This window comes from Bradyrhizobium sp. 23, from assembly GCF_023073295.1.
GTDB classification, from domain to species: domain Bacteria; phylum Pseudomonadota; class Alphaproteobacteria; order Rhizobiales; family Xanthobacteraceae; genus Bradyrhizobium; species Bradyrhizobium canariense_D.
In genome coordinates, this window is the sequence record NZ_JADPJF010000124.1 from 228,714 (window position 1) to 250,128 (window position 21,415).

The following is a 21,415-nucleotide window of genomic DNA, read 5'->3' on the forward strand; positions in this document are numbered from 1 at the left end:
ACGATCATCCAGTGCGGCCGAAGCTGATGATGCCGAAGTCGGCCAAGGGCGGCGGCAGAAACCGCAGCCAGAAAAAACTTGAGCGCTACAGCGTGCCGATCACGCCTGCACTGGCTGCGAGGCTAAGAGAAGCGGTAAGAGGCCGCGCCAACGATGCAGCGTTGCTCTTGCAGAGCGATGGCAGCCCTTGCCGCGGCGCCTGCGCCGATCGACGTCAGGCACCGAAAGCCCGTTTCGATCGGGGGAATTTCATATGAAGTATTTTCTGTCTGCACTGATCGCGGTCGGTCTATCGATTGCCGCCGCGCCGTCGTACGCGGCTGACGCCCGCAACGTCACTGTCGTCAACGAGACCGGCTATGCCTACAATTCCTGGGCTTCAACGCCCCGGACGATGGCATGGACGAATGGGACAACGAGTTGGACAAGGTTTTGCAGAACCAGGCGAGCACCTATGTCGAGTTCGACGATGACGACGAAGGATGCGTCTGGAACGTCCGCGTCGACTGGCAGAACTATGACGAGACCGTGCTCTGGAAGAACGTCAACCTCTGCAAGTTCACGGCACTCCGGCTGCGCTACGATTCCGGCACCAAGACCACTTCGTTCGTCGCCGAGTAACTTGACCTGAGGCCGGGCGGAGGAGGGGCCGCGTGCCCTTCCTCGCCGCAATGTGCCAGATAGCGAATTCGTCCTTTGCAAGCGCAAGCGGCTTTGTTATACGCAGCCGCGCGCGAACGACAGGTTCGCCCTTTTCCTCGGTAGCTCAGCGGTAGAGCATCCGACTGTTAATCGGATGGTCGCTGGTTCGAATCCAGCCCGGGGAGCCATTTACCGTGCATTAAGCGGTTGATTTAATAGCGCTTTTGCAAGTCTCAAGAATCGCTTCCCCGCTTTCTCTCCCGCTTTGATCAGAGATTGGCCGCCTTCCGGCGGGGCGATTCACTTAAGAAATGGGCTGCACTCATGGCGGGCTCAGCGCCATATCTAGGCTCGCAAAAAATAATTTACTAGATGTGGTGGCTCTATTGCCAACACGGCCGACAATGGTGTATCCTGTTTAAGACCCCCGCGACTCAGTCGCAGCCCGGACTGGCCCTTTGCCGGCGGGCATCGGTTCCTCGACGCAGCCAAAGACCCTCAGGGCTGGTACCGGCGTCCGACTGAAATCAAGCCTTCCCATGTCTACGAATCTGTCCTCGGACGAGCCTGTGCTCGTCTCGCTTAAGACTGCGTGCGCCATGACATCTCTGTCACGCACGATGATCAATCGGTACCGTTCGGAGGGCCGCTGGCCTGTGGCAGTTCCGCTCGGTGATAAACGTATCGCCTTTGTAAAGGCGGAAGTTCAGGGCTGGATCGCCGCGCGCATTGCCGCGCGGGCCGCCAACGACAACAAGCAGACCGGCAAGCAGGTGGCGGCGTGAGCGAGACAGGAACCAGCACACCAGACTTCGACGCGATGAGCGATGAAGAGGTGGCTCGTTGGGTGGGGGACAACGGCACAGAGGGCGTCGCTTGGACCACCAAGATCGACAAGCGGCATTCCGCCTTCATCCGAAAACAGGCCGACCACATGCGCGCCTCTATGCTCTATATTCCTGAGAGGCATCCGCACAGATATCGTCATCTCGGTATTTCGGATGAAGGCGGAATCTACATTCCACCTGGCCGCCGGCCACTGAATGAGGACACTGTCGCGCAATTGATGGTCTCCATCGAACGGGTTGGACTTCAGAGTCCACCTGCTGTTCGCATGGTGGACAAGATGCTGATAGACGGAGTCGAAGAGCACAGCGTCCCGGTTCTCGTCTATGGCCATCACCGACTTGAAGCCATGAAGCGATTGGGGTGGCAATGGACCACTTGCCTTGTTCTCGACCTTGATGACATCGCGGCCGAGCTTGCCGAGATCTCCGAGAATCTTCATCGCGCAGAACTGACCGTCCTTCAGCGAGACGAACAGATTGCCCGCTGGATCGAACTGACCACCGTCAAGCCCGAGATATCGAGTGACGATGACAAACCTGCGCAAGCTGCACAGGTTTCCGGTGGGCGTGGCAATAAGGGCGGTCTCAGCGAAGCGTCTCGCGAACTTGGCATTGAGCGTACCGACGCCATTCGCGCCGTGAAGGTTGCCGCCCTGTCCCCAGAGGCGAAGGCTGCCGCGAAGGAGTCCGGCCTTGATGATAACCGGTCTGCTCTGTTGGAGGCGGCGAAGCAGACCGCGCCAGAGAAGCAGGTTGCGGTGATCCGGACGCGGTCACAGGCCCGGAGGGCCACGAAGGGTGAGCGAGAGGCTATTAGAGAAAGCATGAAGGCGGCGCTCGAAATAGCGAGGCGAGAAGCCGAGGAGCGCAAGGCCAAGCCCGAGCCGGCCGACGAGTCCGACGACGATGTTGATGACGATGGCTACTATCTCGAAAACGAGCCGGTCGACCAATGGCGGCGCAGCGTCATGAACATGGCGGGCGACCATATCTCGATGCCCGCGTTCTGGACTCGTGAGTTCGGTGCCTGGGCCAGCTTCGCCACTACCACAGAGATGGTTCAGCTCGCGCTTGATGCTGCCCTTATGTGGAGCAATCTGGCCGTCGATTTGAAGCAGCGCCTTCCCGACGAGGACCATCAACAAGCTGCCTAAACCACCCGCTCGATCGGCCCTTCCGCCGAGAGCACCCGAACCCCAACAGGGGAATCCCACCTTGCGAATACTCGACATTAGACCCGGTTCACCGGGGTCGACGACGCTTGCGCGTTTCGACCTCGAACTGAACGACCATTTGCGCCTGTACAACCTGGCTTTGCGGCAGCGTGGCGATGAGCCCGCCCACGTAATGGCGCCAAACGCCTTTCAAGAGCGCACCGCTGGCTTTAGCCCTTCGTTCAACAAGGCGCTGGCTGAACTCGCCCTCAATTCCCTCGTGGAGCTACAGACCGAACATGCAATCAATTCGTAGCATTGCCGTCATCCTCGGCGGCAACGCCGTCCGAGACTATGTTCTATGTCCCGGTCCCAGTCACAGCAAGCGCGACAGATCCCTCAAGGTCAAATTCAAACCTGACGGCTCATTCAGCGTTACGTCATTCGCTGGCGACGATTGGCGCGCATGCCGAGATTACGTCCGCGAACAACTCGGCTTGCCGAACGACCGGCGCCGCGAACCGGCGAATGATGACGTGCCCATCGTCAGGTTGCGCGAGATTGATGACGATGAGCCGGCTCGCATTCGCAATGCCTTGCAGCGGTGGGAACACGCCATCTCGCTCGCCGGGACGCTAGCGGAAACCTATCTTGCCGGCCGTGGCTTGGCCTACAGCGGTGATGCAATCCGCTTCCGAGCGAATGACCGGAGCATGGTTGCGCTGATGACAGATGCCATCAGCAATGAACCTTGCGGCGTTCACGTCACCTATCTGGACCACGACGGCTGTAAGGTCGGACGCAAGATGTATGGCCGCGCGAAAGGTGCAGTGGTGCGGTTGTCGTCCGATGCCGACGTCCACTACGGCCTAGCAATTGCTGAAGGCATTGAGACCGCCTTGGCGGTGCCGTTTCGGCCGATATGGGCTTGCCTGTCTGCCGGCACGATGGCGACGTTTCTGGTATTGGCAGGCATTGAGGCGTTGAGCATTTATGCCGACCGCGACCATGCAGGAATGTCGGCGGCGAACGAATGCGGTCGACGGTGGCATGGGGCTGGCAAGGAAGTTGAGATAGTCGCACCACCAGATATCGGCAGTGACTTCGCAGACCTGCGGGGTGCTGCGTGATGAGTAGCCACAAGTGGAAGTCTAATCCGGGTAGCGGCTTCAAGGAAGCCGAGGTCCCGCCAAAACCCGCCAATGATAACGCCAAAGGCGCGAATCCGTCCGGGTCGGCAAAACCCTCGACCTATCCTGGCATGGTTTCCAGCGGCGAATTCGTCCGCGGTTTCAAGCCGCCCGATTACCACGTCGATGGAATATCGCAGAAGGGTTATCTTTATTCGACGACTGCCATGACAGGCACAGGAAAGACGGCTGTCCTGTTGCTGATTGCCGCGCTCACGATGCTAGGCAAACCTCTCGGCGATCGTGAGGTTGAGAAGGGGCGCGTCGTCTATTTCGCGGGCGAGAATCCCGATGATGTGCGCATGCGCTGGATCGCAATGGCGCATTATCTTGATTTTGATCCTGATGCCGTAGACGTCCACTTTATCGCCGGAACGTTCGGCGTTGCTGAGATGTTTGAGCGCATCAAAGCCGATGTTGAGAAAATTGGCGACGTCGAGATGATCGTGGTCGATACGAGCGCGGCTTACTTCCACGGCGACGACGAAAACAGCAACTCACAACTGGGAGCCCATGCGCGCAACCTGCGCATGCTAACGACATTACCAGGCAAGCCGGTGGTCTACGCCGCATGTCACCCTATCAAAAATGCGGATCCATCAAACTTGCTGCCGCGTGGTGGTGGTGCATTCATTGCAGAGATGGATGGTAATCTGACCCTCAACAAGGGAGATACAGTCAAGCTGCATTGGCAAGGCAAGCACCGCGGCCCCGACTTCGACCCAATCTACTTCGAACTGAAGACGGTTACAGTACCAACCTTGGTGGACAGCAAAGGCAGGCCCGTCCCAACCGTGATGGCTGAGGCGCTGTCGAAGGGCGAGAGCATCAAGCGAGCCGACAAGGCGCGCAACGACGATGACGAGGTGTTGCTCGCGATCGAGCGCGGCAAGGGCTCCTCACTCGCCGAGATGGCCGAGGCTCTCTGTTGGTGCACGCCAACTGGCGAGCCCAACAAGGACCGCGTTCGTCATGCGAAGGACCGGCTTTATAAGCGAAAGCTTGTCGACGTCGCGCGCAAGGGATGGAAACTGACAAAGCGTGGACACGAAGTGGCGCTTGAGGCGCGCGCCGACAAGCACAGCGCCGAGGCTGGTGCGCGGATGGCGGCTGGTCTTGCACGCAAGCGCGACGGCTAACCGTGCGCCAATCGTGCGCGCACGAAAGTACCGCGCACGATTGCACGACATGACGAATATCATACTATTGACAAGGACTTACACGCATGAACACGGCGCACGATTTTCAGACAAAACCAAATACTCTGCGGTGGGGTGTGATTTATCACACCCACCGCAATGGTGGGATCGTGCGCGAATGCCGTGCACTCACTTCTCTAGGGCGCACGTTGGTGCGCGTCGCGTGAAACAGTGCAACATATACAAGTACTTAACTGCCGTGCGGATTTGAGAATGGTGCGCACGATTTCCGCACGGCGGCGGTGGGGAGACCTCGATCTCTCTTCGGCGCCGTCTCCGCAAACCAGCCGTCCAGGCACGCGTAAATTTTTTTGATTTGGTTTGATTATTTATCAAACCCCCGATTTTCGATCGGCACGAAGAGGCCGACGTATAGACCGCGAATGCGGCGAGCATAGCAAGTCACGTCGAGGACTATCATGACCCCCGCAAACGACAACGCCCCCATCGCGGCCGACCGTGTTATCGAGACGCGCCCGAGCCCTGAGGAACTGAACCGGCTGCTTCACCGCCGTTTCCCCGGCGTGGGTCCCGCCTGGGGCTGGCAACTCGACGCGGCGGCCAGGGCGACGTTTAACGCGGATATGTCGCAGTGGCTTGGACTGGATGGCCGGTGGCACTCGACGGCAACGCAATATCGCCAGCCTCGCGGCAAGCGCCGTCAGCCCAAAGGAAATGCGAAGTCAACTTCGCATTTGGACGATGCCGAAGCCGCCACCAAACCCATGCGCGATGGCTGGCTTTTCACGGAGTCCGTGGCTTCCCGGTGGCGCGAATACGCTCCGGCCGTTGCTGAAGGCGCGCTGGATATCGTCGGCAAGGTAGTCCCGGCGACAAGCGGCAGTCGACTGATGCAGTTCGGCGCCGTTGAAGATGCAATGATCCGTCTCATAGACGCTAAGCGCGCCCTTACGGCGAACGATAATGCGCCAAGCCATCGCCGCAACCGGCCGAGCCAGAGGGCCGCTTAGAATCCAGATTTCGCCATAGTTGGGAACGTATTTCTTTCGTAGGCCGCGATTTGCAGCCTCGACGTGACGGTCAACTCGCGCCGGTTCGATCCCAGCGCACTTTTTTTTGCGAAGAAGTGCAGAAGTACCAGCATCGGTTCTTCACTTCACCTTCTAAGCCGCAATTTTTAAGCCTTAAAAAGGAGATTGGCCGCCATGGCCTCGCTCAGCGCTGCACTCGATGCGATCGAGCAGCACTTAAAATTTCCCCGGTCGCGCAGTACGGGTATCTCGCGCCGGCTGCAGGAAGCTCGCATTCTGCCAACGGGCTTGCCGAGTGCGCCGCCTGAATTGAATGAGTATCAGGTCATCGATATCGTTGTTGCATTGGCATCCGACGTTACCTTGCACGAAGCGCCCGCAGTGGTCCGCGCCTACCACGCAATGACTCCTGGTGGCGCTAGTTTAATTGACGCACCATTGTCGATCTTGCACGCCGCAGTTGCCGTCTCGGTGCTGATCGAAGATGCTCGTTCAGGTATCCCTGAAGCCCGGGCATCGAAAGTTGAGGTCTCCTGCAACTGGAGAGCGGTTGCGATTCACAAGCAGGATGGCGCGGTCGAGCGCTTTTGCGAGATCGGTCAAGACGCTTCGCATTGGCAGTCCAACGGCCATAACAAATCAACCACGCTCAACGTGGCAGCGATTGCTGACGCACTCGACGAACTTTTTGGAGAATGAACTTGTCATTTAAAAAGAAATCCACGACCGACGAATTCATCGTTGCGAGCTTAGCTGAATCCAGCTCAGAATTCGCCGCCCTAATCGCAAAGAGGCAGGACTTGGAGCAGAGTTACTCCAAGCTCAATGCTGAGCGATCGAATCTCCTTGACGAAATCAAAGTCGCCAAAGCGGCTGGCGGAGAACGTCTTAGCGTTGGCGTGGCTCGGCTTCTAGGTGAAGAGACGGAGGGCAGCGTCACCGAACTGGCGAAGCGACTCCGGGATGTCGTCGCCGAGATGGGTGTCATAGAGGACACACGCGAAGTGCTACGCCGACGTACGGATGAGGCACGCGACAAAGCCAGCAAGATTATCTGCAGCGCGACGTTGCCTGAATATCGGCGCCGATTAAAGGCGCTGTGCGACGCTGCGCGTGAACTCGAAGAAGCTCGACAGCACCACGACCATTTGCTGGATCAGCTTGATGTTGAAGACGTCAACAAGAACTACCTGCGACCAATTCAGGCGCACTTCATGGGCGACCGAGGGCAGGGTCGGGTTTTCCATTTTTTGAAGGAAGTGCGGGAGAACGGTCACGATGTCTGACGCGCACTCAGCAGATGAAAGCAAGGAAGGCGTAGTTTCGCGGCGCGTGAAGTTTGTAGGAGAGAAAAGACACCGCACAACTGACGAATCTGCCGTCGAGATCGCAAAGCGAATGATCGCAGATCGTCAAAAGAAGCGCGGTGAGTAACGAATGAGCGATGCTGGAATAATCAGCGGGTATGCTATTCGATGGCTGGATAGAGCGGACATCGGCGGAATTTTTCTAGAGCAGTTCGACGCGGCTGCTTTTGACTCTTTCTTTTCTGCCAGCCAGGACGTGGTTGCGCTTTGGAGTCACCAGGATGACCGACCGCTCGGCCGGATGAGCAACCGAACGCTTCGGGTCAAGCCCGACGCGGTCGGGCTGTGGTACACGCTCACACCAGATCCAACGTCGCCAGATGGGCAGGAAGCAATCGCATCTGTCCGTTCTGGCCTGGTGCATCAGGTCTCGATTTCGTTCTGGCCAGACGAAGAGACCTGGTCGTGGGCTGATGCTGACACGCCGCTGCGCACGATTACGAAGGCAGACCTACGGGAGCTATCGTTGGTAACCTGGCCGGCCTATGAGCGGACAAGTGCCAACTACGTCGCACCGGTGAAAGACAGGACCGTCGTGCATGGCCCCAAAACCGTGGCGTCAAGGCGGGCTGAGATGGAGATGAAGTTTCGATCCATCCCCACAGCCAACCATCAGGCGGCAAAGAGACGCATCTCGGCGAAGCGAGCAAAAGGAATCCTATGAGCACTTATAACACAAAAGTTCATCGCGATCTCGGTGGCGACAGTCTTACTCTTGAGCCCGGCGGCTCGGTCAACTTCAATGGTGTGGCGTTCACTGTGAACGCGGCTGGCAAGCTCGTTCTCACTGGCATTGGCACGAGCGACCCGCACGTTGTCGGTCAGTTGTGGGCCAACGGCGGCGTGTTGACGATCAGCGCTGGCTGATGACGCGACGGGGAGGGCTGGGTCAAATCTCTTAGGCATTTGCCCTCGGAAACCGGCGCCATCCTCGAACGCGCGAGATGGGTGCCCCGGTTCAAAATAAAAATCTGGAGGCTTAATTGACTACCCCAAAACCACCCTCGCACCTCAAGCCCGCGACCCGGAAATGGTGGGCAAGTGTTGTCGCGGACTTCGAGATGGAGCCGCATCACTTGCGTTTGCTGCAATTGGCGGCGGAAGCCTGGGACCAGGCGCAGACCGCGCGTGAAGTTCTTGACCGTGACGGGCAGACCTTTCTCGATCGCTTCGGCCAGCCGAAGGAGCGGCCGGAGGTCGGTATCCTGCAAAACGCCCGGATTTCGTTCGCCCGATTGCTGCGGGAGCTGGCGCTTGATGGGGTCGACGGGCCAGAGGCGCCGCGCGCGCCGAGAACCGCAGATTATGGGGCTCGTCGCTAATGCCCGTCAGAGCGCGCAAGAACAGGCGTAAGCAGGCGGCTGGCCTCGAAGAGTGGAGAAGCGTGTTCGAATGTCAATTTGATTTTGATCGCGACCTCGAAGGCGCTGGCATCATCCTTGACGCCTACGACAGACCGGATCTGGAGGTTGCGCGCGCAGCCTGGCAACGCCTGGGTGCCGAGTTCATGCGGACGCTGCCTCCGCGTCATCCAGCGCTAGGGCCGCCATGGGCACTCGCAGAGTTCGGAGATCCGCGCTGATGCCTGCCAGACTAAGGCGGGACAGGCGTCGCCGTTCTACGCAGGTGACACCGGAGGCAATCCGATTGTTTCGGCGGGGCATGCGCGCGCCACATGACCAGGCCATCAGGATCGCCCTGGCCGCCGCGCTCGGCCGCTCGAAATTCCGCGCCAGCCCGCTGGATGCCAGCCCGCGAAGTCTGATCGGTTGCGACCGCGAGCCTGTCGAGGTCGTGCTTGGGATTCGGGCGCAGCTGATGAAAGAGATCGGGGACCGCATATGAAACCCGACCCCAACAACCTACCGCGCCTCCTGAGGTAATTGTCCCAGACCGCAAAGGGACCCCAGCTTCAGGGGGGGTGAAGCTGGGGCTATTGAGGCTGCCCCTTGGAGTAAGCAGCCACCCCTTGGGGGGGCGGCGGGAAAACGTGGCAATTGGCGAGTCGTTCCTCGGGGCGCGCGGATGTAGCGGCACTCCTACCATCATCAAAACTGGAGAAGACAACAAATGACGTTCAATCAGGCGCGTGCGCACGCACGCCATTTCGAGGTTTAATCAATGGGTTTCTGGCAACTAAATAAGGCCCCACCGCCGCCGCACGGCCCCGTCAACATCATTGACTATGGTGCCGACCCGACTGGCGTGTCTGACAGTCGACCCGCTCTGGCCAGCGCGCTGGCCACCGGGCGCCCTGTCTACGCTCCTGAGGGGATATATCTACTCAACAGCGCGCCGCCGAAACTGGCATCCAATACCAAGATCTTCGGAGACGGTGACGATCTCACCGTGTTTCGGTGCGCGGCCGTAGAGGGTTTCGGCTGCTATAATGGTGGCAATGATGACATCGTCAACGTGACACTTTCCGATTTTACAGTCGAGCAGACTACGAATTGGGGTGGTAACAATTTTACTGCTGTCGACTTCACGAATGTCTCCTACTCCCGAATTGAGCGGGTGAAGACAAAGTACTTCTTGTACGGCGTATTTATGCGCCGCACGGCAACAGCGCGGCAGTGCTATTTCAACTTTGTTAACCGGGTCAAAACGTTCGGCTGCAGCACCGGCTACTATTTGCAAGACGCAGGAAATACGCCGAACAAGCACTCGTTTATTCAGTGTATGTCAGAGGATAACGGCCAGCGCAGCGGCGGTCTTGGTCTCGATTTATCCGGCGTCGGGCATACGGTGTTCGATTTCTATGGGGGGCTGCCGGGCGGGCTCGCGGCAATGCGTATGCGCTTGTCATGCCAACATCTCAACGCCCAACTGATTTACGGCGAGAGTTCGACGCTCACTCAAGTGATCCTGGATGACAGCGAAAATCGCGAAAACTTCGTCGGTGGTGTTCATGGAGACGGCTTGAGCACGCTGGTCAATGTGACGGTGCCATCAACAAACAAGACAGTTTACATCACCGCCGGTGCAGCTTCAAACCTTGTTCCTGCCTAGTTCAAGTCAATGAAGGCCGCAGCTGGAGGCTTAAACCACTGCGGCGTGCCAGGCGGACTTAGCGCTGATGGCCGAGTCCAATTCCCAGCACGATGGCCTTCTGACGTAGCGCGCCCTCGGTTCGCTTGGTCATCTTGGCTATTCTTACGACTGGCGTCCGTGCCTTTGAGTGCGCTTTGAGTTCCTTGACGTCAGACCTGGTCCACTCGCGGCGAACAGTCTTCTGCTTTGTCTTCTTGGCCAACGTAACGCCCCTTCAATGTTGTGGGCGCCGTTTAACAACATAGCGCGCAATTCGCAAGCCGCGCACTAAATCCACCACGCGCGACGATATTCAAGCGCGCCTTCAACTCAGGATGCCGATGTCCAACGACCTCGTAGTACAACTTGGCGCGAAGCTGGATCAATTCGCCAGCGACATGAACCAGGCCGGCGATATGGCGGATAGCGCCATTAGCCGGATTGAACAATCCTTCGCGAACCTCAACCCGACCGCTGGCGGCTTCGCTTCGCTTGGGACGGCAGCGGCTGGCGTGACTGGTGTTGTCGGCGGGCTTCTCGCCGCGCTCACCCAGGTAAACAGCCAGCTTGCCGACTTACAGAAGAATGCAGAGTTTACCGGCCTCACAGCAGAGCGCTTCCAGAAGATCCAATTTGCTGCAGGTCAGGGCGGCGTCTCTTCGGAGGACTCGGTCAACGACCTCCGCAAGGTGGCTTCATTGCTCTCCGATGCCAAGGAGAACGAAAACTCTCTGACAAAATTGCTTGAAGCGAACAACATAAAATATAAAGACCGCAACGGGCAGGTCATCAGCCTGAACGAATTGATGACGATCGCTGGCGGGCTAATCAACAAGTTCGACTCTATCCCCGAAAAGACGAAAGCCGCGCAGATGCTCGGTCTTTCTGAGGGCTGGGTTGAGGCGTTGCGCAATGGCAGCAAGTCGTTCGAGGACATAGCTCAAGGCGCTGAAGCGGCCGGCGTCATTATCGACGGCGCCACTGTCGCCAAGGCTGCTGCATTCGATCGCGCATGGAAACAATCTTCGGCTCAGCTTGCCGCGCAGTTCAAGTCTGTGTCTGGGGATATTGGCGGCTGGCTTGATGATTTGATCGACAAGGCAAACGATCTTGTCAAAACTGCGCTTGCCTCGCAGAATATCCAGCCTGGCAGTGGGCAAGCCATCTTCAACAGGTGGGCGGATGCAGCGGACATCTTTCAGAAGGACTTGCGGAGCTTGCCGCAAGATGTCGACCAGGTAACGCGTGCGATCGAAAAGTTGAATGCTTCTGGCAAGGGCGATCCAGAGATCGTTTCCGCGCTAGAACTAATCCGCGCCAAGGCACAGCTCGCAGCAGAGATGCTTAAGGCTGCAGCTGAGGCGGAGTCGAAAGTTGCATTCCCCGGCGGCGTGCCTACCCCGAGTGCGCGCCCACCGGGCGCCAACAATGCCGACCCTAATGCTGCGCACTTGCCAAAACGTAAGGATGGCGAGGAGGCCGCTGACGCGTACGATCGGGCGACAGAATCTTTAACCAAATACATCGCCAAGACAAACGCTGGTGCTGAGGCACAAGGTAAGGGTGCCGCTGCAATTGCGGCGGCCCGCGCTGATTTGGAGGTTCGGAAGTGAGTGCAATAAATGGTTACGTTCGAAGCGACGCTGCGTTCCTTCTCGCGGACGGCCTCTCATATCTCGAAGGCATTCCACAGGATGTGAATCTCATTAAGACTCATCGCCTGCACGGGTTGAATGCCGTGCTGTCAGCCACTGGTCCGGCACAGCTCGGCGAGTGGATGTCGACCCGACTCGTATACAGGACGTTTGATGATTTGATTGAGACTGCCGATTGGCAAATCAAGCATTTCTTTCATCGTTACGCGCGGGAGTTCTGCAATAGCGACGCTGTGTCGTGCGTTGTGCTGGCGGGCTGGCACGAAAAGGAAGATCGGCCGGCGATATACTGTGTTGAGTTACAGACTGCCGGCTCTCCAAAAGCAATATCGCTCAGACAGAACGCCGGTTTCGTCGAGGAGAGGCACGTTGCGGTCAGTCTGAGAGAATTATCAATCGTTGCGATGCCGCCGCCATCGCGTGAGGAGTTTCGAGACGCAGCCTTTGACTTGATCGCCGACGTTGAGAAGGTCGACCCTGCTTCGTATCTGCTTCACCTAATGGAGATTCAGCGTCGCAAAAGCTTCGACGGACGCTATGTTGTCGGCGGCCACGCCGTATTGACAACGATCACAGCCACAGGCGTGGAGCAGCACGTCGTGCACGTGTGGCCGGAAGATCAGCCCGGCAAAAGGATTGATCCGGCGCCGATAGATTGGAACGCATGGCGGGCGGAGCGCGCTGGCGGCAACGTTTAAGGCGAATAAAAAGGCCAAAAATAAACAAAAAATCGGCTATGGTGGGATAATGGCGATGAGCAAAACCACGATGGTTGACCGGGTGGAGTCGAAGCGGCAATGGGTTTCTGGTTTAGCGATTACGCTAACGGCTCTCGTGTGTCTTTTTGCTTTTTGGCACCTTTCCCCGGGTTTGACGTTCATTATAGCAATTTGCTCCCTGATCGTTCTCGTGGGGTTATTCTGGGTAGCTGGGGCCGATCGCTAATCAAACTTTAGGTTCGATCACTTCAACTACAGATCGCCCGCGAGGCTTCACGAGCCAGACGTCGCCAACCCGCGCTTCCTTTACCGCGAGCCGAATGGTCATGCGAATGCCTGTGCGTAGACGTTCCTTGACGTGATCTGACTCAAGCGCCGCTAAGAAGCGAGCATCTAGCATCTTTGCACTGAATTCAGGTAAGCCATCAGCCGGCTGGAATTTCCAGGATCGTGGCTTCGGCAATAGGGTCGGTGAAATGAGCGTTACATTAACGATGGGATAGATGGTCCTCTCATCCGGTTCTGCTTCGGCAGGCACCCATAAGCCGCTTTTCTCTGCAAATTGGTCGCTAGGTATTAAGATGAGCGGAGTATATTTTGGGCCTTCTGAAACGCCGGCTCCGATGATAGACGGGTCTTGTTCCAGCGCTTTGAAGAATTTTTGTCGCCTTATGCCAACGTCGGGATTCTTGTGCGTGCGCTCGATCAATTCATGGAGAAGTCGGCTATTCTCTTCAATGAGCTTTCGGTCATCTTCTTTCAACACGACTTCGTGCTGCGGCCCAAAGTAGAGTCTGTAAGTTGACACTCCAGTGGTCGGGACGAAGATAGCAAGGGCTATGGCCAGCTTCTTGAGGCGCGGATAACGACCGCCACCCCTGTCTACCCTTTCCAATTGGCTTTCAACCCACTCAAGGACGGTATTAAGTTGCAGACTGGCTTCGTCAGCATCAACTAATCCGACGTTGATTCGAGCGCCCGGTTCGATCTCCTGCGCCGCAGCGCGGGCCGCCTCCAGCCATTCCAATGCCGCGGTCGCGACCACTTCCAGATCCGCTTTTTCCCCGGGCTTAAGTTTAAAATAGAGACCAATAGTATCGTCGCTCATCAGCAGAATACCCCGCAGGTAGCATCTGGCTGAGCCCAGGGACCAACTTCCTCTGCTGGTAGTCCGTCGTCGCCGGCAACAAGCTTGCCCATGACAGCCTCAGCTGTGAGCCGTAGAAAAACGCCACAAGACATCTTATTCGACCCCGCGCTCTGTCTCGTGCGGCTTGCGAGGCCGCCAAGCCTTTTCGCTCCGCTCCCAGACTAGAGTCTCTTCTGTCAACTTGCGAAACCCTCTCAAGACGCCCTTCGAAATCGCGAGGTTGCCATTTTCGTTTGTGTAAACAAAGTCAGCGCCCCAAACCTCTTTGATCTTGCGCGCGACCACCTCCTGGTACAGCCAGTGCGATGCGCCCATATATTCAATCATCCATGCGGCAACTTCTTTGTTCGCCATGGCCCTCCACCCCTCTATTGTTTTCCCTTCAGCCCCAACTCGACGAGGCTGCGGATAGCCTCGGGCCGCGTCGTCTCGTCGGACCCTTGGCTCAGCGTTTTACCGAGTAACCCGAACGTCGCCGTAGTCTTCTTTGTTCGGCCGCTCACCATCGAAATCTGTGTGAGCGAGTAGGGCGCCGATGCCAAACAACACCATGCCACCGATCCAAATCAGTGCCGAGGCAGCAAGAAGCCCCGACGTCCCAACGCCGATACTGCCGGTGAGACCGAACAGCGTGCCGGCGTTGAACAACAGTCCGACGACGCCCCAGAGCCAAAAAAGACATGCAAGCAGGCCGCGCCCTGCGCTCTGCTGGCTTCGCAGCCGGAACGTGCGGTCCCATTTTTCTTTGCGCTTGAACAGCCCCATTGAAACCCCCAGACCCGCCGCCACCATAAGGCGAGCCAGCCGGAGGGGGCAACTGGTCTTTATAGCATGGGCCGGTCGAGTGATTGTGGTGGATTGTCAGCAATCGTCCTTTGACCCGCCGCGACTCAGGAGCCGCCTTCCATCGCGCAATTAAGCGCTGTGTGGAGGCGAACATGTCCCAAGCATATCGATCACACGAGGAGCGTAGTGCGGCCAGACGGAAGTGGATGAACGTCCCTCCCGGTATGACATCTGAACTCGCCGATGAGTTTATGCGGCGGCTAAAAGCAGGGGAGACGCTTCGAAGGATAACGTCAGGTGACAAGAGATGCGGCGCCGCCTTGGTCACCCCGCAACGTTTCGAAAAGCATTGCGAGCTGCACCCAGAGTGGGCTGACGAGGCGATGCGGCTCGCGAAGGCGAATGGAAAGGCGGCGGATGCCTCAAAGGGATGGAAAGGGGGCAGAACGCATTGTAAGAGCGGCCATCCCTACGCGATCTACGGCATTCTACGGAAGAATCATTGCGGGGGCGCTTACCGGTATTGCACCGCGTGTGTGAGTGAAAGCTACAAGGCTCCGAAAGCTCTGCCTCCCTCCGAAGTGATCGAAAAGGCGCAGCAACTCTTGAGGGCCGGCGTGCCCGTCAGGCAATTCACTACATCTCAGCTGCCTGGGTACCTCTGCAAATTCAGGGCAGTCAGGGCCATGCGCTTGCATGTACCTGGATTTAACGAGATGGTCTTGATGAACCAAAGCAAGATGCGCCGGATCATTAATCCGACCATAACAACGATCGTAAAACCGAGCGCACATATCCTACCGCGTTCGACCAACTTGAAAGCTTCAAGGTTGACCGGCCAGATCGCGGGCAATTCGGATTATTTGTTCACCATGGTCGATGACGTTGTCTCGCGTGCTTTGCCGCGCGACATCCGTATGGAGGTGATCGGCATGGTCGTCCTTGATGTGTTGGACGGCAAGATCCGCCTAGCCGACATCAAACAGGCTGCAAAAAAGTACGCCAGCAACCTCTACGGCGAGCAGAAGTACACCGTGTCTCTCGACGCGCCGGCCTTCCGCGATGGGAATATGCCCCTCATCGACAGGTTGTCGGAAGCCGACGGAATGTGGGCATAGCCAAGCACTGACGCGCCGAAGCGCCCGAAAGAAGTGGTAGGCAGCTAGGCCTTCGGCTTCGCCAGCCTCACACCCGGGCCTCCATCGACTGACCGGCCATCTTCGAGGAAGATGACGCCGGCAGATTCGAGGGCGGCGCGGATGGCGGCTATGGAGTGGCCGGGCTCTGTCGCGTCGGTCTCAACCCTGGTCACGGTGTTTCTGTGCACGCCCGATTTCTCCGCAAGGTCGCGAACGGTCCAATTCAACAAACCGCGGGCAGCCCTAATTTGTGCACTTGTCACCATGGTTAATTCCTGTATAGTGCGTTTGTCACCATAATGGTGATGAATGCATCACTACAGGAACCTGCCCAATGCCGCAAGCACGCTTGCAGGCCGACGCTATCGGCTTGCCCATATCCCGCCACGTCGTCGAAGCCCAGATAGACCTACTTATCAATCTCCTCGACACCCTCGACGACCCCGACACCGAGCCCAGCCTAGGCTTCTCGACGGGCGGCTACAGGCCTGAGGATCAAGTGCAAGAAGGTTTCGCATACGCCATGAACGCCGACGCTGGCCGGGATATGGAGGACGAGCACGACGGCGCCGAGCCCCACGAGGACTCAGAACCGAGCCTCGGCTGGACCTCCACCACGAACCAGACCGCGCCGGCTTGGACGGCCAACTACCTTGGCGCCGTCGATCTGGAGGACTGCGTCGGTCCAGTTCGGAGGAAGCGGCCCGTATCGAGGACGGGGAATCGGGTGATGGTCGGCGCCGGGGTTTTGCGGTAAAAACCTATCGGCGGCGTAATGTTGCCCCCAAGTTCCAATGCGTCGCTGAGGCCCGCTCTGGCTCAAGCTGGAGCGGGCGCTTACTTTCCAGCGCAATAGGCAGCCCAATCGTTCATCAGCACCCGGCGTTTCTCCAAGGCATCGCCGCGGCGGTAGGCGCGCTCCACTGCATCACCGGAGGCATGGCCGAGCGCGGCCTCCGACACATAATTTTCGTGTTCTGTCTCTTCGGTCGACCAGTCCTTAAAGGTGCTGCGGAAACCGTGTGTGGTCGAAGTGCCGCCGCCGTGGGCGGCTATCACCTTCCCGAACGTCATGTCAGAGATAGGTCGGTTGGCGCGCACGCCCGGGAATACGAAGTGATTGAGCGACTGCGCCTTCATCGCCTTCACGATATCGACTGCGCGCTCGCAGAGGGGGACACGAAGCTCCCTTCGCTCCTTAGTTCGCGGGGCAGGGATAGTCCACGTCGCGGCATCGAGGTCAAACTCATCAAACACGGCAAGGCGCGTTTCAGCGCTCCGTGTGGCCGTCAGGATAAGGAATTCCAGCGCTCTCGCCGTTATCGTGTCGGTGCCGCGCAGGCGCATCATAAAGGCTGGTGCGGCCTTATAGGATAGGGCCTCGTGATGGCCACGCGTTGACTCGTCCGGCTTGTGCAAGACGTGCTCAAGGTTGCCCTTCCACGCGGCCGGGTTCTCGCCGCTGCGCAGCCCCTCGACCTTAGCTGCGTCTAAGACCCGCTCAATGCGCCACCTGAGTTTCTCGGCGGTCTCCTGCTTCGCGCCCCAGAGTGGCCGCACAGCTGCCAGCACGTCCTGGATGTCGATGTCCGCTAGCGCCTTGTCGCGCATCGCCGTGACGTGGTTGGTTAGGGTGTTCCGCCAGCCGGCCTCGGTCTTGGCGCCGCGCCACCGGCCGGCCTTCACGGCGGCATCGATATAAGAGTCGGCATACTTGCCGAAGGTCACCACGCCGACCGCCGCCTTAGCCGCCTCGATCGCCACAACGGCGCGGTGATCTATTGGGTCGATACCGCTCCGGAGCAGGGCGCGAGCCGCCTCGGCCCTTTGGCGCGCATCCGCCAGACCGACAGTATGGAGCGGGCCGATGCCCATTTCTCGGCGCTTGCCGGCGAACCGGTAGTCCAAGATCCAATATCGGCCGCTGCCCTTGGTGACGAGCCAGAGGCCACCACCGTCACGTAGTTTCGCGACCTTGCGAGCCTCGATAGACTTCACGGTGAGGACGTTTCTAGTATGGCTCCCCATTTCGGATTCCGACTATCTTCCCCGCTTTTTCCCCGCTATTGGGGTGTGCGCTAGCAGTAATCACCATGGACCGTACGGGCAAGCTACCCCTTGATAACAAAGCGATTGTCGCTCTGCAGGTTGCCACAATGGGGCGGCTTGGACAAGGAAAAATATCCAGCCCGGGGAGCCAAATTCCGCTTCATTTTCAGTAACTTGGGCCCAGACTCTGATCTGGCGTGCGATCTCGTTGCGGCAGATCCTCAATTAGATGTGTACCGTCGCGAGCCGGCATCCTCCCTGGTGACGCCAAAACGACTCAATTGAAATCGAGCTTCCAGAGGCCGGTCCTTTACGGAGCTGATTCCCATGCGAGACATCCAGGTCGACCGTTTCCCGCTGGCCCCCTCCATTCTGCCGGCGGACATCCCCGAACTCAGCGACGACGAATGCCTCGCCTGTCTGGCGCGGGCGGTCGAGACCCACGATTCGGCACGGCTGGACGAAGTCGCCGCATTGATCGGCCGCCTCGCGGTCACGATCGAATAGGCGGCTCACCCTCGACGTTGCGAGTTGCGGAAGGGCCCGGTTTGCGGGCCAAAGCCATGTTGCGTTTTCGCAGGGCCTGTTCCAAAGATGCCGCCAACTTTCGTCCGCGGCATCGTCCGCCTTGCAGGGTCCGCAAATGTCCGTTTTCTCGACGGCGCGCCTAAAAATGGTCGATGGCCAGGTGCGCACCAGTGACGTCACCGACCGTCGTGTTCTCGACGCCATGCTCACGGTTCCGCGCGAGGCTTTCGTGCCCGCCAGCCGGCAGGCATTGGCGTATCTCGACCTCGATCTCGACGTCAGCGAGGGAGGCGCCAAGCGGTTCCTGATCAAGCCGCAGCTGACCGGCAAGCTGCTCCAGGCCGCCGAGATCGGCGAGGATGACGACGTGCTGGTCGTCGGCTGCGCCACGGGCTATCTCGCTGCGCTGACCGCCAAGCTCGCGCGCAAAGTCATCGCGACGGAATGCGATTTGGGCCTGGCGGCAAAGGCCAACGACGCCTTCGCCGCCCTCGGGTTGGCCAACGTGGCCTGCAAGGCCGCGGCCTGCACCGAGGGTGATGCCGCCGCAGGTCCCTATGATGCGATCGTCCTCAACGGCGCCACCGAGGTGACCCCGGCAGGGCTGCTCGGGCAGCTCAAGGAGGGGGGGCGCCTGGTGGGGGTCTCGGCCGAATCCAGGCCGCCGCGAGCCATGATCGTGACCCATACCCACGGCGAATTCGGCCATCGGGCGCTGTTCGATGCCGCAGCCCCGGTCCTTCCGGGGCTGGAACGGGCCGCCGCCTTCGTCTTCTGACGGCTTTGGCCCGTTAAAATCCCGTTCTGAATCAGAAGTGTGGCCGGGATGCTGCACGTGAAGAGTTTCCACCGAGAACACCCCTCAGGTAGTTCCGTCGCGCTTGACCGCGTCCTATGTTGCGGCGGGGCAACGACTCCACTCGTAGACGGTAACCCAGCTCGCGGGCACGAGCCGGGCGTTAGAATGAACGGAATTTTTGGATGCATGGGGTGAAGCTCTTCACCGGAGCAGCGGTTTCGGTCCTGCTGCTGGCGCTTGCCGCGCCGACGCCTGCCTTGGCGGATACGATCGAGGCTGCGCTGGTGCGCGCTTATCAGAACAATCCGCAGCTCAACGCGCAGCGCGCCCAGGTGCGCTCGACTGACGAGAACGTGCCGCAAGCGCTGTCGGGCTATCGCCCCAAGGTCGGGATCAACCTCAGCACCGGCTATCAATATCAGGATATTCAGCAGACGCAGAAGGCTGTGCCGATCCATAGCGACCCGCCCCTTCAGCCCAATAGCGCCAGCCTGACCATCAACCAGACGCTCTATAACGGCAATCAGACCGCCAACAGGACGCGCGTGGCGGAAAGCCAGGTCTCGGGATCCCGCGAGGCGTTGCGTGTGCTCGAGCAGACGGTCCTGCTGCAGGCTGCCACCAGCTACATGGATTATCTTCGTGACTCCGCCACACTCGAAGTTCAGCGCAGCAATGTGCGCGTCCTCGAACAGACGCTCAAGCAAACGCGCGATCGCTTCAATGTCGGCGAGGTGACGCGCACGGACGTGGCGCAATCCGAAGCGCAGCTCGCGGCGGGCAGGACCCAGGCCCTGACGGCCGAATCGAATCTCACGACGACGCGTGCCAATTTCCGCCGGATCATCGGCAACGAGCCGACGAACCTTGCGCCGGGCTCGCCGGTCGATCGTTTCCTGCCCGGGACGCTCGCCTCCGCCGTCGGTCTCAGCCTAGTGGAGAACCCCAACGTCACGGCATCGATGTTCGGCATCGACGTCAATTATCTCCAGGTCAAGATCAACGAAGGCGCGCTGCTGCCGACCCTCACGGTTCAGGCTGGCATCACCCAGTCGTACCAGCAGACCCTGACCGTCTTCCGAACGACGACCGCTTCCGCCATCGCGACCGCCTCGGTGCCGATCTATCAGGGCGGCGCTGAATATGCGCTGATCCGCCAATCGAAAGAGAACTTGGCGCAGCAGCGCCTGAATCTTGAAACCACACGCGATCAGACCCGTGCCAACGTCGTGCAGGCCTGGGGCCAGTTGGAAGCCGGCAAGGCGCAGGTGCAGTCCGCGCAGGCGCAGGTTACAGCCTCCGAGATCGCGCTGAACGGCGTGCGCGAGGAAGCCAAGGCCGGCCAGCGCACCACGCTGGACGTGCTCAACGCGCAGCAGGCGCTGGTCAACGCGCGCGTGGCGCTCGTCACTGCCCAGCACGACCGCGTGGTGGCGTCCTATTCGGTGCTCAACGCGGTCGGCCGTCTCGCGCCGCAGGTCCTCGGCCTCAACACCACGGTCTACGATCCCAGCGTTCACTATCAGCAGGTTCGCGACAGCTGGGCCGGCGTACGCACGCCAGACGGACGCTAGAGTCCCGTAATCATCCGGTCGGCCTCGCAAATAGCCGAGGCCGACCGGTGGTTTACTTGCAATCATCAAAATCCCTGACATAGCCTTGCCAAGAAGATGCGGGTCGATTCGCTCTGCATCCGATGCCGTGTGCGTAAAGCATGAGTGCCGAGGGCAGGGGCGCACCGTTGCACGTTGAGCCGTCATCTGGGGACAAGTCGGGCTGCCACGACGAAAAATGTCGGGCCACCCATCCGGAACCGGCCAATCCTGTTGTGCTTGGTGTAAAACAACGCATGCGAGGGCGTTGATGATGTGGAGTCGGAGATGACGCAGCCTGCAAAGGTCACAGAACCCTCGATGGAGGAGATTCTGGCCTCGATCCGGCGCATCATTGCCGACGATGAGGCCAAGCCGCCGCCGGCGGATGCCGCTAAGCCCGAGAAAGCTGCCGCCCCCGCCGCGTCACCGAAGCCGCAGGTGATCAACGATATTCCGCCATCCAAGGTCGCGCCGCCCAAACCGGCCGCCGAAAAGCCGGCACCGGCTCCGGCCGCAAAGCCGGCACCGGCTCCGGCCGCAAAGCCGGCAGCGCCGCCGGCCGCCGCACCC

Annotated in this window: 25 protein-coding genes, 1 tRNA gene and 1 pseudogene; 22 read left to right on the forward strand and 5 right to left on the reverse strand. The window is 59.2% G+C overall.

Features of this window, described 5'->3' with window-relative positions:
• Positions 1 to 399: 399 nt before the first annotated feature.
• The 16 genes from IVB32_RS30325 (at position 400) to IVB32_RS30400 (ending at position 12,778) form a co-directional block, all read left to right on the forward strand.
• Positions 400 to 621, forward strand: coding sequence for a hypothetical protein (locus IVB32_RS30325; protein WP_247412288.1), 222 nt, complete (start codon positions 400 to 402; stop codon positions 619 to 621).
• 134 nt (positions 622 to 755) lie between these two features.
• Positions 756 to 830, forward strand: a tRNA-Asn gene (locus tag IVB32_RS30330).
• A gap of 351 nt (positions 831 to 1,181) precedes the next feature.
• Positions 1,182 to 1,427: an AlpA family phage regulatory protein gene (locus IVB32_RS30335; protein ID WP_256466603.1), complete on the forward strand. Its 246-nt coding sequence runs from the start codon at positions 1,182 to 1,184 to the stop codon at positions 1,425 to 1,427.
• A complete protein-coding gene (locus tag IVB32_RS30340; RefSeq protein ID WP_247412289.1) occupies positions 1,424 to 2,644 on the forward strand; it encodes a ParB/RepB/Spo0J family partition protein in 1,221 nt (406 codons plus the stop codon). The genes IVB32_RS30335 and IVB32_RS30340 overlap by 4 nt, the downstream gene beginning before the upstream one ends.
• A gap of 61 nt (positions 2,645 to 2,705) precedes the next feature.
• On the forward strand, positions 2,706 to 2,960 hold the full coding sequence (locus IVB32_RS30345) for a hypothetical protein (protein WP_247412290.1): 255 nt from the start codon (positions 2,706 to 2,708) through the stop codon (positions 2,958 to 2,960).
• Entirely contained in the window at positions 2,944 to 3,774 is an 831-nt protein-coding gene (locus tag IVB32_RS30350) for a toprim domain-containing protein (RefSeq protein ID WP_247412291.1), read from the forward strand. Before IVB32_RS30345 ends, IVB32_RS30350 begins: the two co-directional genes overlap by 17 nt.
• The gene (locus tag IVB32_RS30355) at positions 3,774 to 4,973 is read left to right on the forward strand and encodes an AAA family ATPase (protein WP_247412293.1); all 1,200 of its coding nucleotides are present in this window, start codon (positions 3,774 to 3,776) and stop codon (positions 4,971 to 4,973) included. Before IVB32_RS30350 ends, IVB32_RS30355 begins: the two co-directional genes overlap by 1 nt.
• 479 nt (positions 4,974 to 5,452) lie before the next feature.
• On the forward strand, positions 5,453 to 6,004 hold the full coding sequence (locus IVB32_RS30360; RefSeq protein ID WP_247412295.1) for a hypothetical protein: 552 nt from the start codon (positions 5,453 to 5,455) through the stop codon (positions 6,002 to 6,004).
• Between the two features lie 195 nt (positions 6,005 to 6,199).
• On the forward strand, positions 6,200 to 6,724 hold the full coding sequence (locus IVB32_RS30365) for a hypothetical protein (protein ID WP_247412299.1): 525 nt from the start codon (positions 6,200 to 6,202) through the stop codon (positions 6,722 to 6,724).
• A gap of 2 nt (positions 6,725 to 6,726) precedes the next feature.
• Complete coding sequence (locus tag IVB32_RS30370) at positions 6,727 to 7,311, forward strand: hypothetical protein (protein WP_247412302.1); 585 nt, start codon at positions 6,727 to 6,729, stop codon at positions 7,309 to 7,311.
• 151 nt (positions 7,312 to 7,462) lie between these two features.
• Positions 7,463 to 8,056, forward strand: a complete 594-nt coding sequence (locus IVB32_RS30375) for an HK97 family phage prohead protease (RefSeq protein ID WP_247412305.1) — start codon at positions 7,463 to 7,465, stop codon at positions 8,054 to 8,056.
• On the forward strand, positions 8,053 to 8,259 hold the full coding sequence (locus IVB32_RS30380) for a hypothetical protein (RefSeq protein WP_247412309.1): 207 nt from the start codon (positions 8,053 to 8,055) through the stop codon (positions 8,257 to 8,259). The genes IVB32_RS30375 and IVB32_RS30380 overlap by 4 nt, the downstream gene beginning before the upstream one ends.
• A gap of 116 nt (positions 8,260 to 8,375) precedes the next feature.
• On the forward strand, positions 8,376 to 8,714 hold the full coding sequence (locus tag IVB32_RS30385; protein WP_346731116.1) for a P27 family phage terminase small subunit: 339 nt from the start codon (positions 8,376 to 8,378) through the stop codon (positions 8,712 to 8,714).
• 799 nt (positions 8,715 to 9,513) lie between these two features.
• Complete coding sequence (locus tag IVB32_RS30390; protein WP_247412312.1) at positions 9,514 to 10,404, forward strand: glycoside hydrolase family 55 protein; 891 nt, start codon at positions 9,514 to 9,516, stop codon at positions 10,402 to 10,404.
• Between the two features lie 362 nt (positions 10,405 to 10,766).
• Positions 10,767 to 12,038 (forward strand): hypothetical protein, encoded by a 1,272-nt coding sequence (locus IVB32_RS30395; RefSeq protein ID WP_247412313.1) that lies wholly within the window; start codon positions 10,767 to 10,769, stop codon positions 12,036 to 12,038.
• Positions 12,035 to 12,778 carry a hypothetical protein gene (locus IVB32_RS30400; protein ID WP_247412314.1) on the forward strand — a complete coding sequence of 248 codons (744 nt, stop codon included), beginning with the start codon at positions 12,035 to 12,037 and terminating at the stop codon, positions 12,776 to 12,778. Before IVB32_RS30395 ends, IVB32_RS30400 begins: the two co-directional genes overlap by 4 nt.
• A gap of 247 nt (positions 12,779 to 13,025) precedes the next feature.
• Here the strand turns inward: IVB32_RS30400 and IVB32_RS30405 are convergent, their stop codons facing one another.
• The 3 genes from IVB32_RS30405 to IVB32_RS30415 all read right to left on the reverse strand — a co-directional run bounded on the left by IVB32_RS30405 (position 13,026) and on the right by IVB32_RS30415 (position 14,714).
• Positions 13,026 to 13,907, reverse strand: a complete 882-nt coding sequence (locus IVB32_RS30405; protein WP_247412315.1) for a hypothetical protein — start codon at positions 13,905 to 13,907, stop codon at positions 13,026 to 13,028.
• Positions 13,908 to 14,042: 135 nt separating this feature from the next.
• The gene (locus tag IVB32_RS30410) at positions 14,043 to 14,303 is read right to left on the reverse strand and encodes a hypothetical protein (RefSeq protein ID WP_247412316.1); all 261 of its coding nucleotides are present in this window, start codon (positions 14,301 to 14,303) and stop codon (positions 14,043 to 14,045) included.
• 99 nt (positions 14,304 to 14,402) lie between these two features.
• The gene (locus IVB32_RS30415; protein WP_247412317.1) at positions 14,403 to 14,714 is read right to left on the reverse strand and encodes a hypothetical protein; all 312 of its coding nucleotides are present in this window, start codon (positions 14,712 to 14,714) and stop codon (positions 14,403 to 14,405) included.
• Between the two features lie 227 nt (positions 14,715 to 14,941).
• Here IVB32_RS30415 and IVB32_RS30420 point away from each other — a divergent pair, with 227 nt between their 5' ends.
• The gene (locus IVB32_RS30420) at positions 14,942 to 15,853 is read left to right on the forward strand and encodes a hypothetical protein (RefSeq protein WP_247412318.1); all 912 of its coding nucleotides are present in this window, start codon (positions 14,942 to 14,944) and stop codon (positions 15,851 to 15,853) included.
• Between the two features lie 44 nt (positions 15,854 to 15,897).
• Here IVB32_RS30420 and IVB32_RS30425 read toward each other — a convergent pair whose 3' ends face one another.
• On the reverse strand, positions 15,898 to 16,140 hold the full coding sequence (locus IVB32_RS30425) for a helix-turn-helix transcriptional regulator (protein WP_247412320.1): 243 nt from the start codon (positions 16,138 to 16,140) through the stop codon (positions 15,898 to 15,900).
• 68 nt (positions 16,141 to 16,208) lie between these two features.
• On the opposite strand from IVB32_RS30425, the gene IVB32_RS30430 reads away from it, so the two are divergent.
• Entirely contained in the window at positions 16,209 to 16,631 is a 423-nt protein-coding gene (locus IVB32_RS30430) for a hypothetical protein (RefSeq protein WP_247412322.1), read from the forward strand.
• 80 nt (positions 16,632 to 16,711) lie between these two features.
• Here IVB32_RS30430 and IVB32_RS30435 read toward each other — a convergent pair whose 3' ends face one another.
• Positions 16,712 to 17,902 (reverse strand): site-specific integrase, encoded by a 1,191-nt coding sequence (locus tag IVB32_RS30435; protein WP_247412324.1) that lies wholly within the window; start codon positions 17,900 to 17,902, stop codon positions 16,712 to 16,714.
• 348 nt (positions 17,903 to 18,250) lie between these two features.
• Here IVB32_RS30435 and IVB32_RS30440 point away from each other — a divergent pair, with 348 nt between their 5' ends.
• The 4 genes and pseudogenes from IVB32_RS30440 to IVB32_RS30455 form a co-directional block, all read left to right on the forward strand.
• Positions 18,251 to 18,430 carry a hypothetical protein gene (locus IVB32_RS30440; protein ID WP_026233446.1) on the forward strand — a complete coding sequence of 60 codons (180 nt, stop codon included), beginning with the start codon at positions 18,251 to 18,253 and terminating at the stop codon, positions 18,428 to 18,430.
• Positions 18,431 to 18,566: 136 nt separating this feature from the next.
• Positions 18,567 to 19,229: a protein-L-isoaspartate O-methyltransferase gene (locus IVB32_RS30445; protein WP_247296778.1), complete on the forward strand. Its 663-nt coding sequence runs from the start codon at positions 18,567 to 18,569 to the stop codon at positions 19,227 to 19,229.
• A gap of 203 nt (positions 19,230 to 19,432) precedes the next feature.
• The gene (locus tag IVB32_RS30450) at positions 19,433 to 20,824 is read left to right on the forward strand and encodes a TolC family outer membrane protein (protein WP_247296776.1); all 1,392 of its coding nucleotides are present in this window, start codon (positions 19,433 to 19,435) and stop codon (positions 20,822 to 20,824) included.
• A 306-nt stretch (positions 20,825 to 21,130) separates the two neighbouring features.
• A pseudogene (locus tag IVB32_RS30455) lies at positions 21,131 to 21,415 on the forward strand (DUF2497 domain-containing protein); the annotation flags it as partial.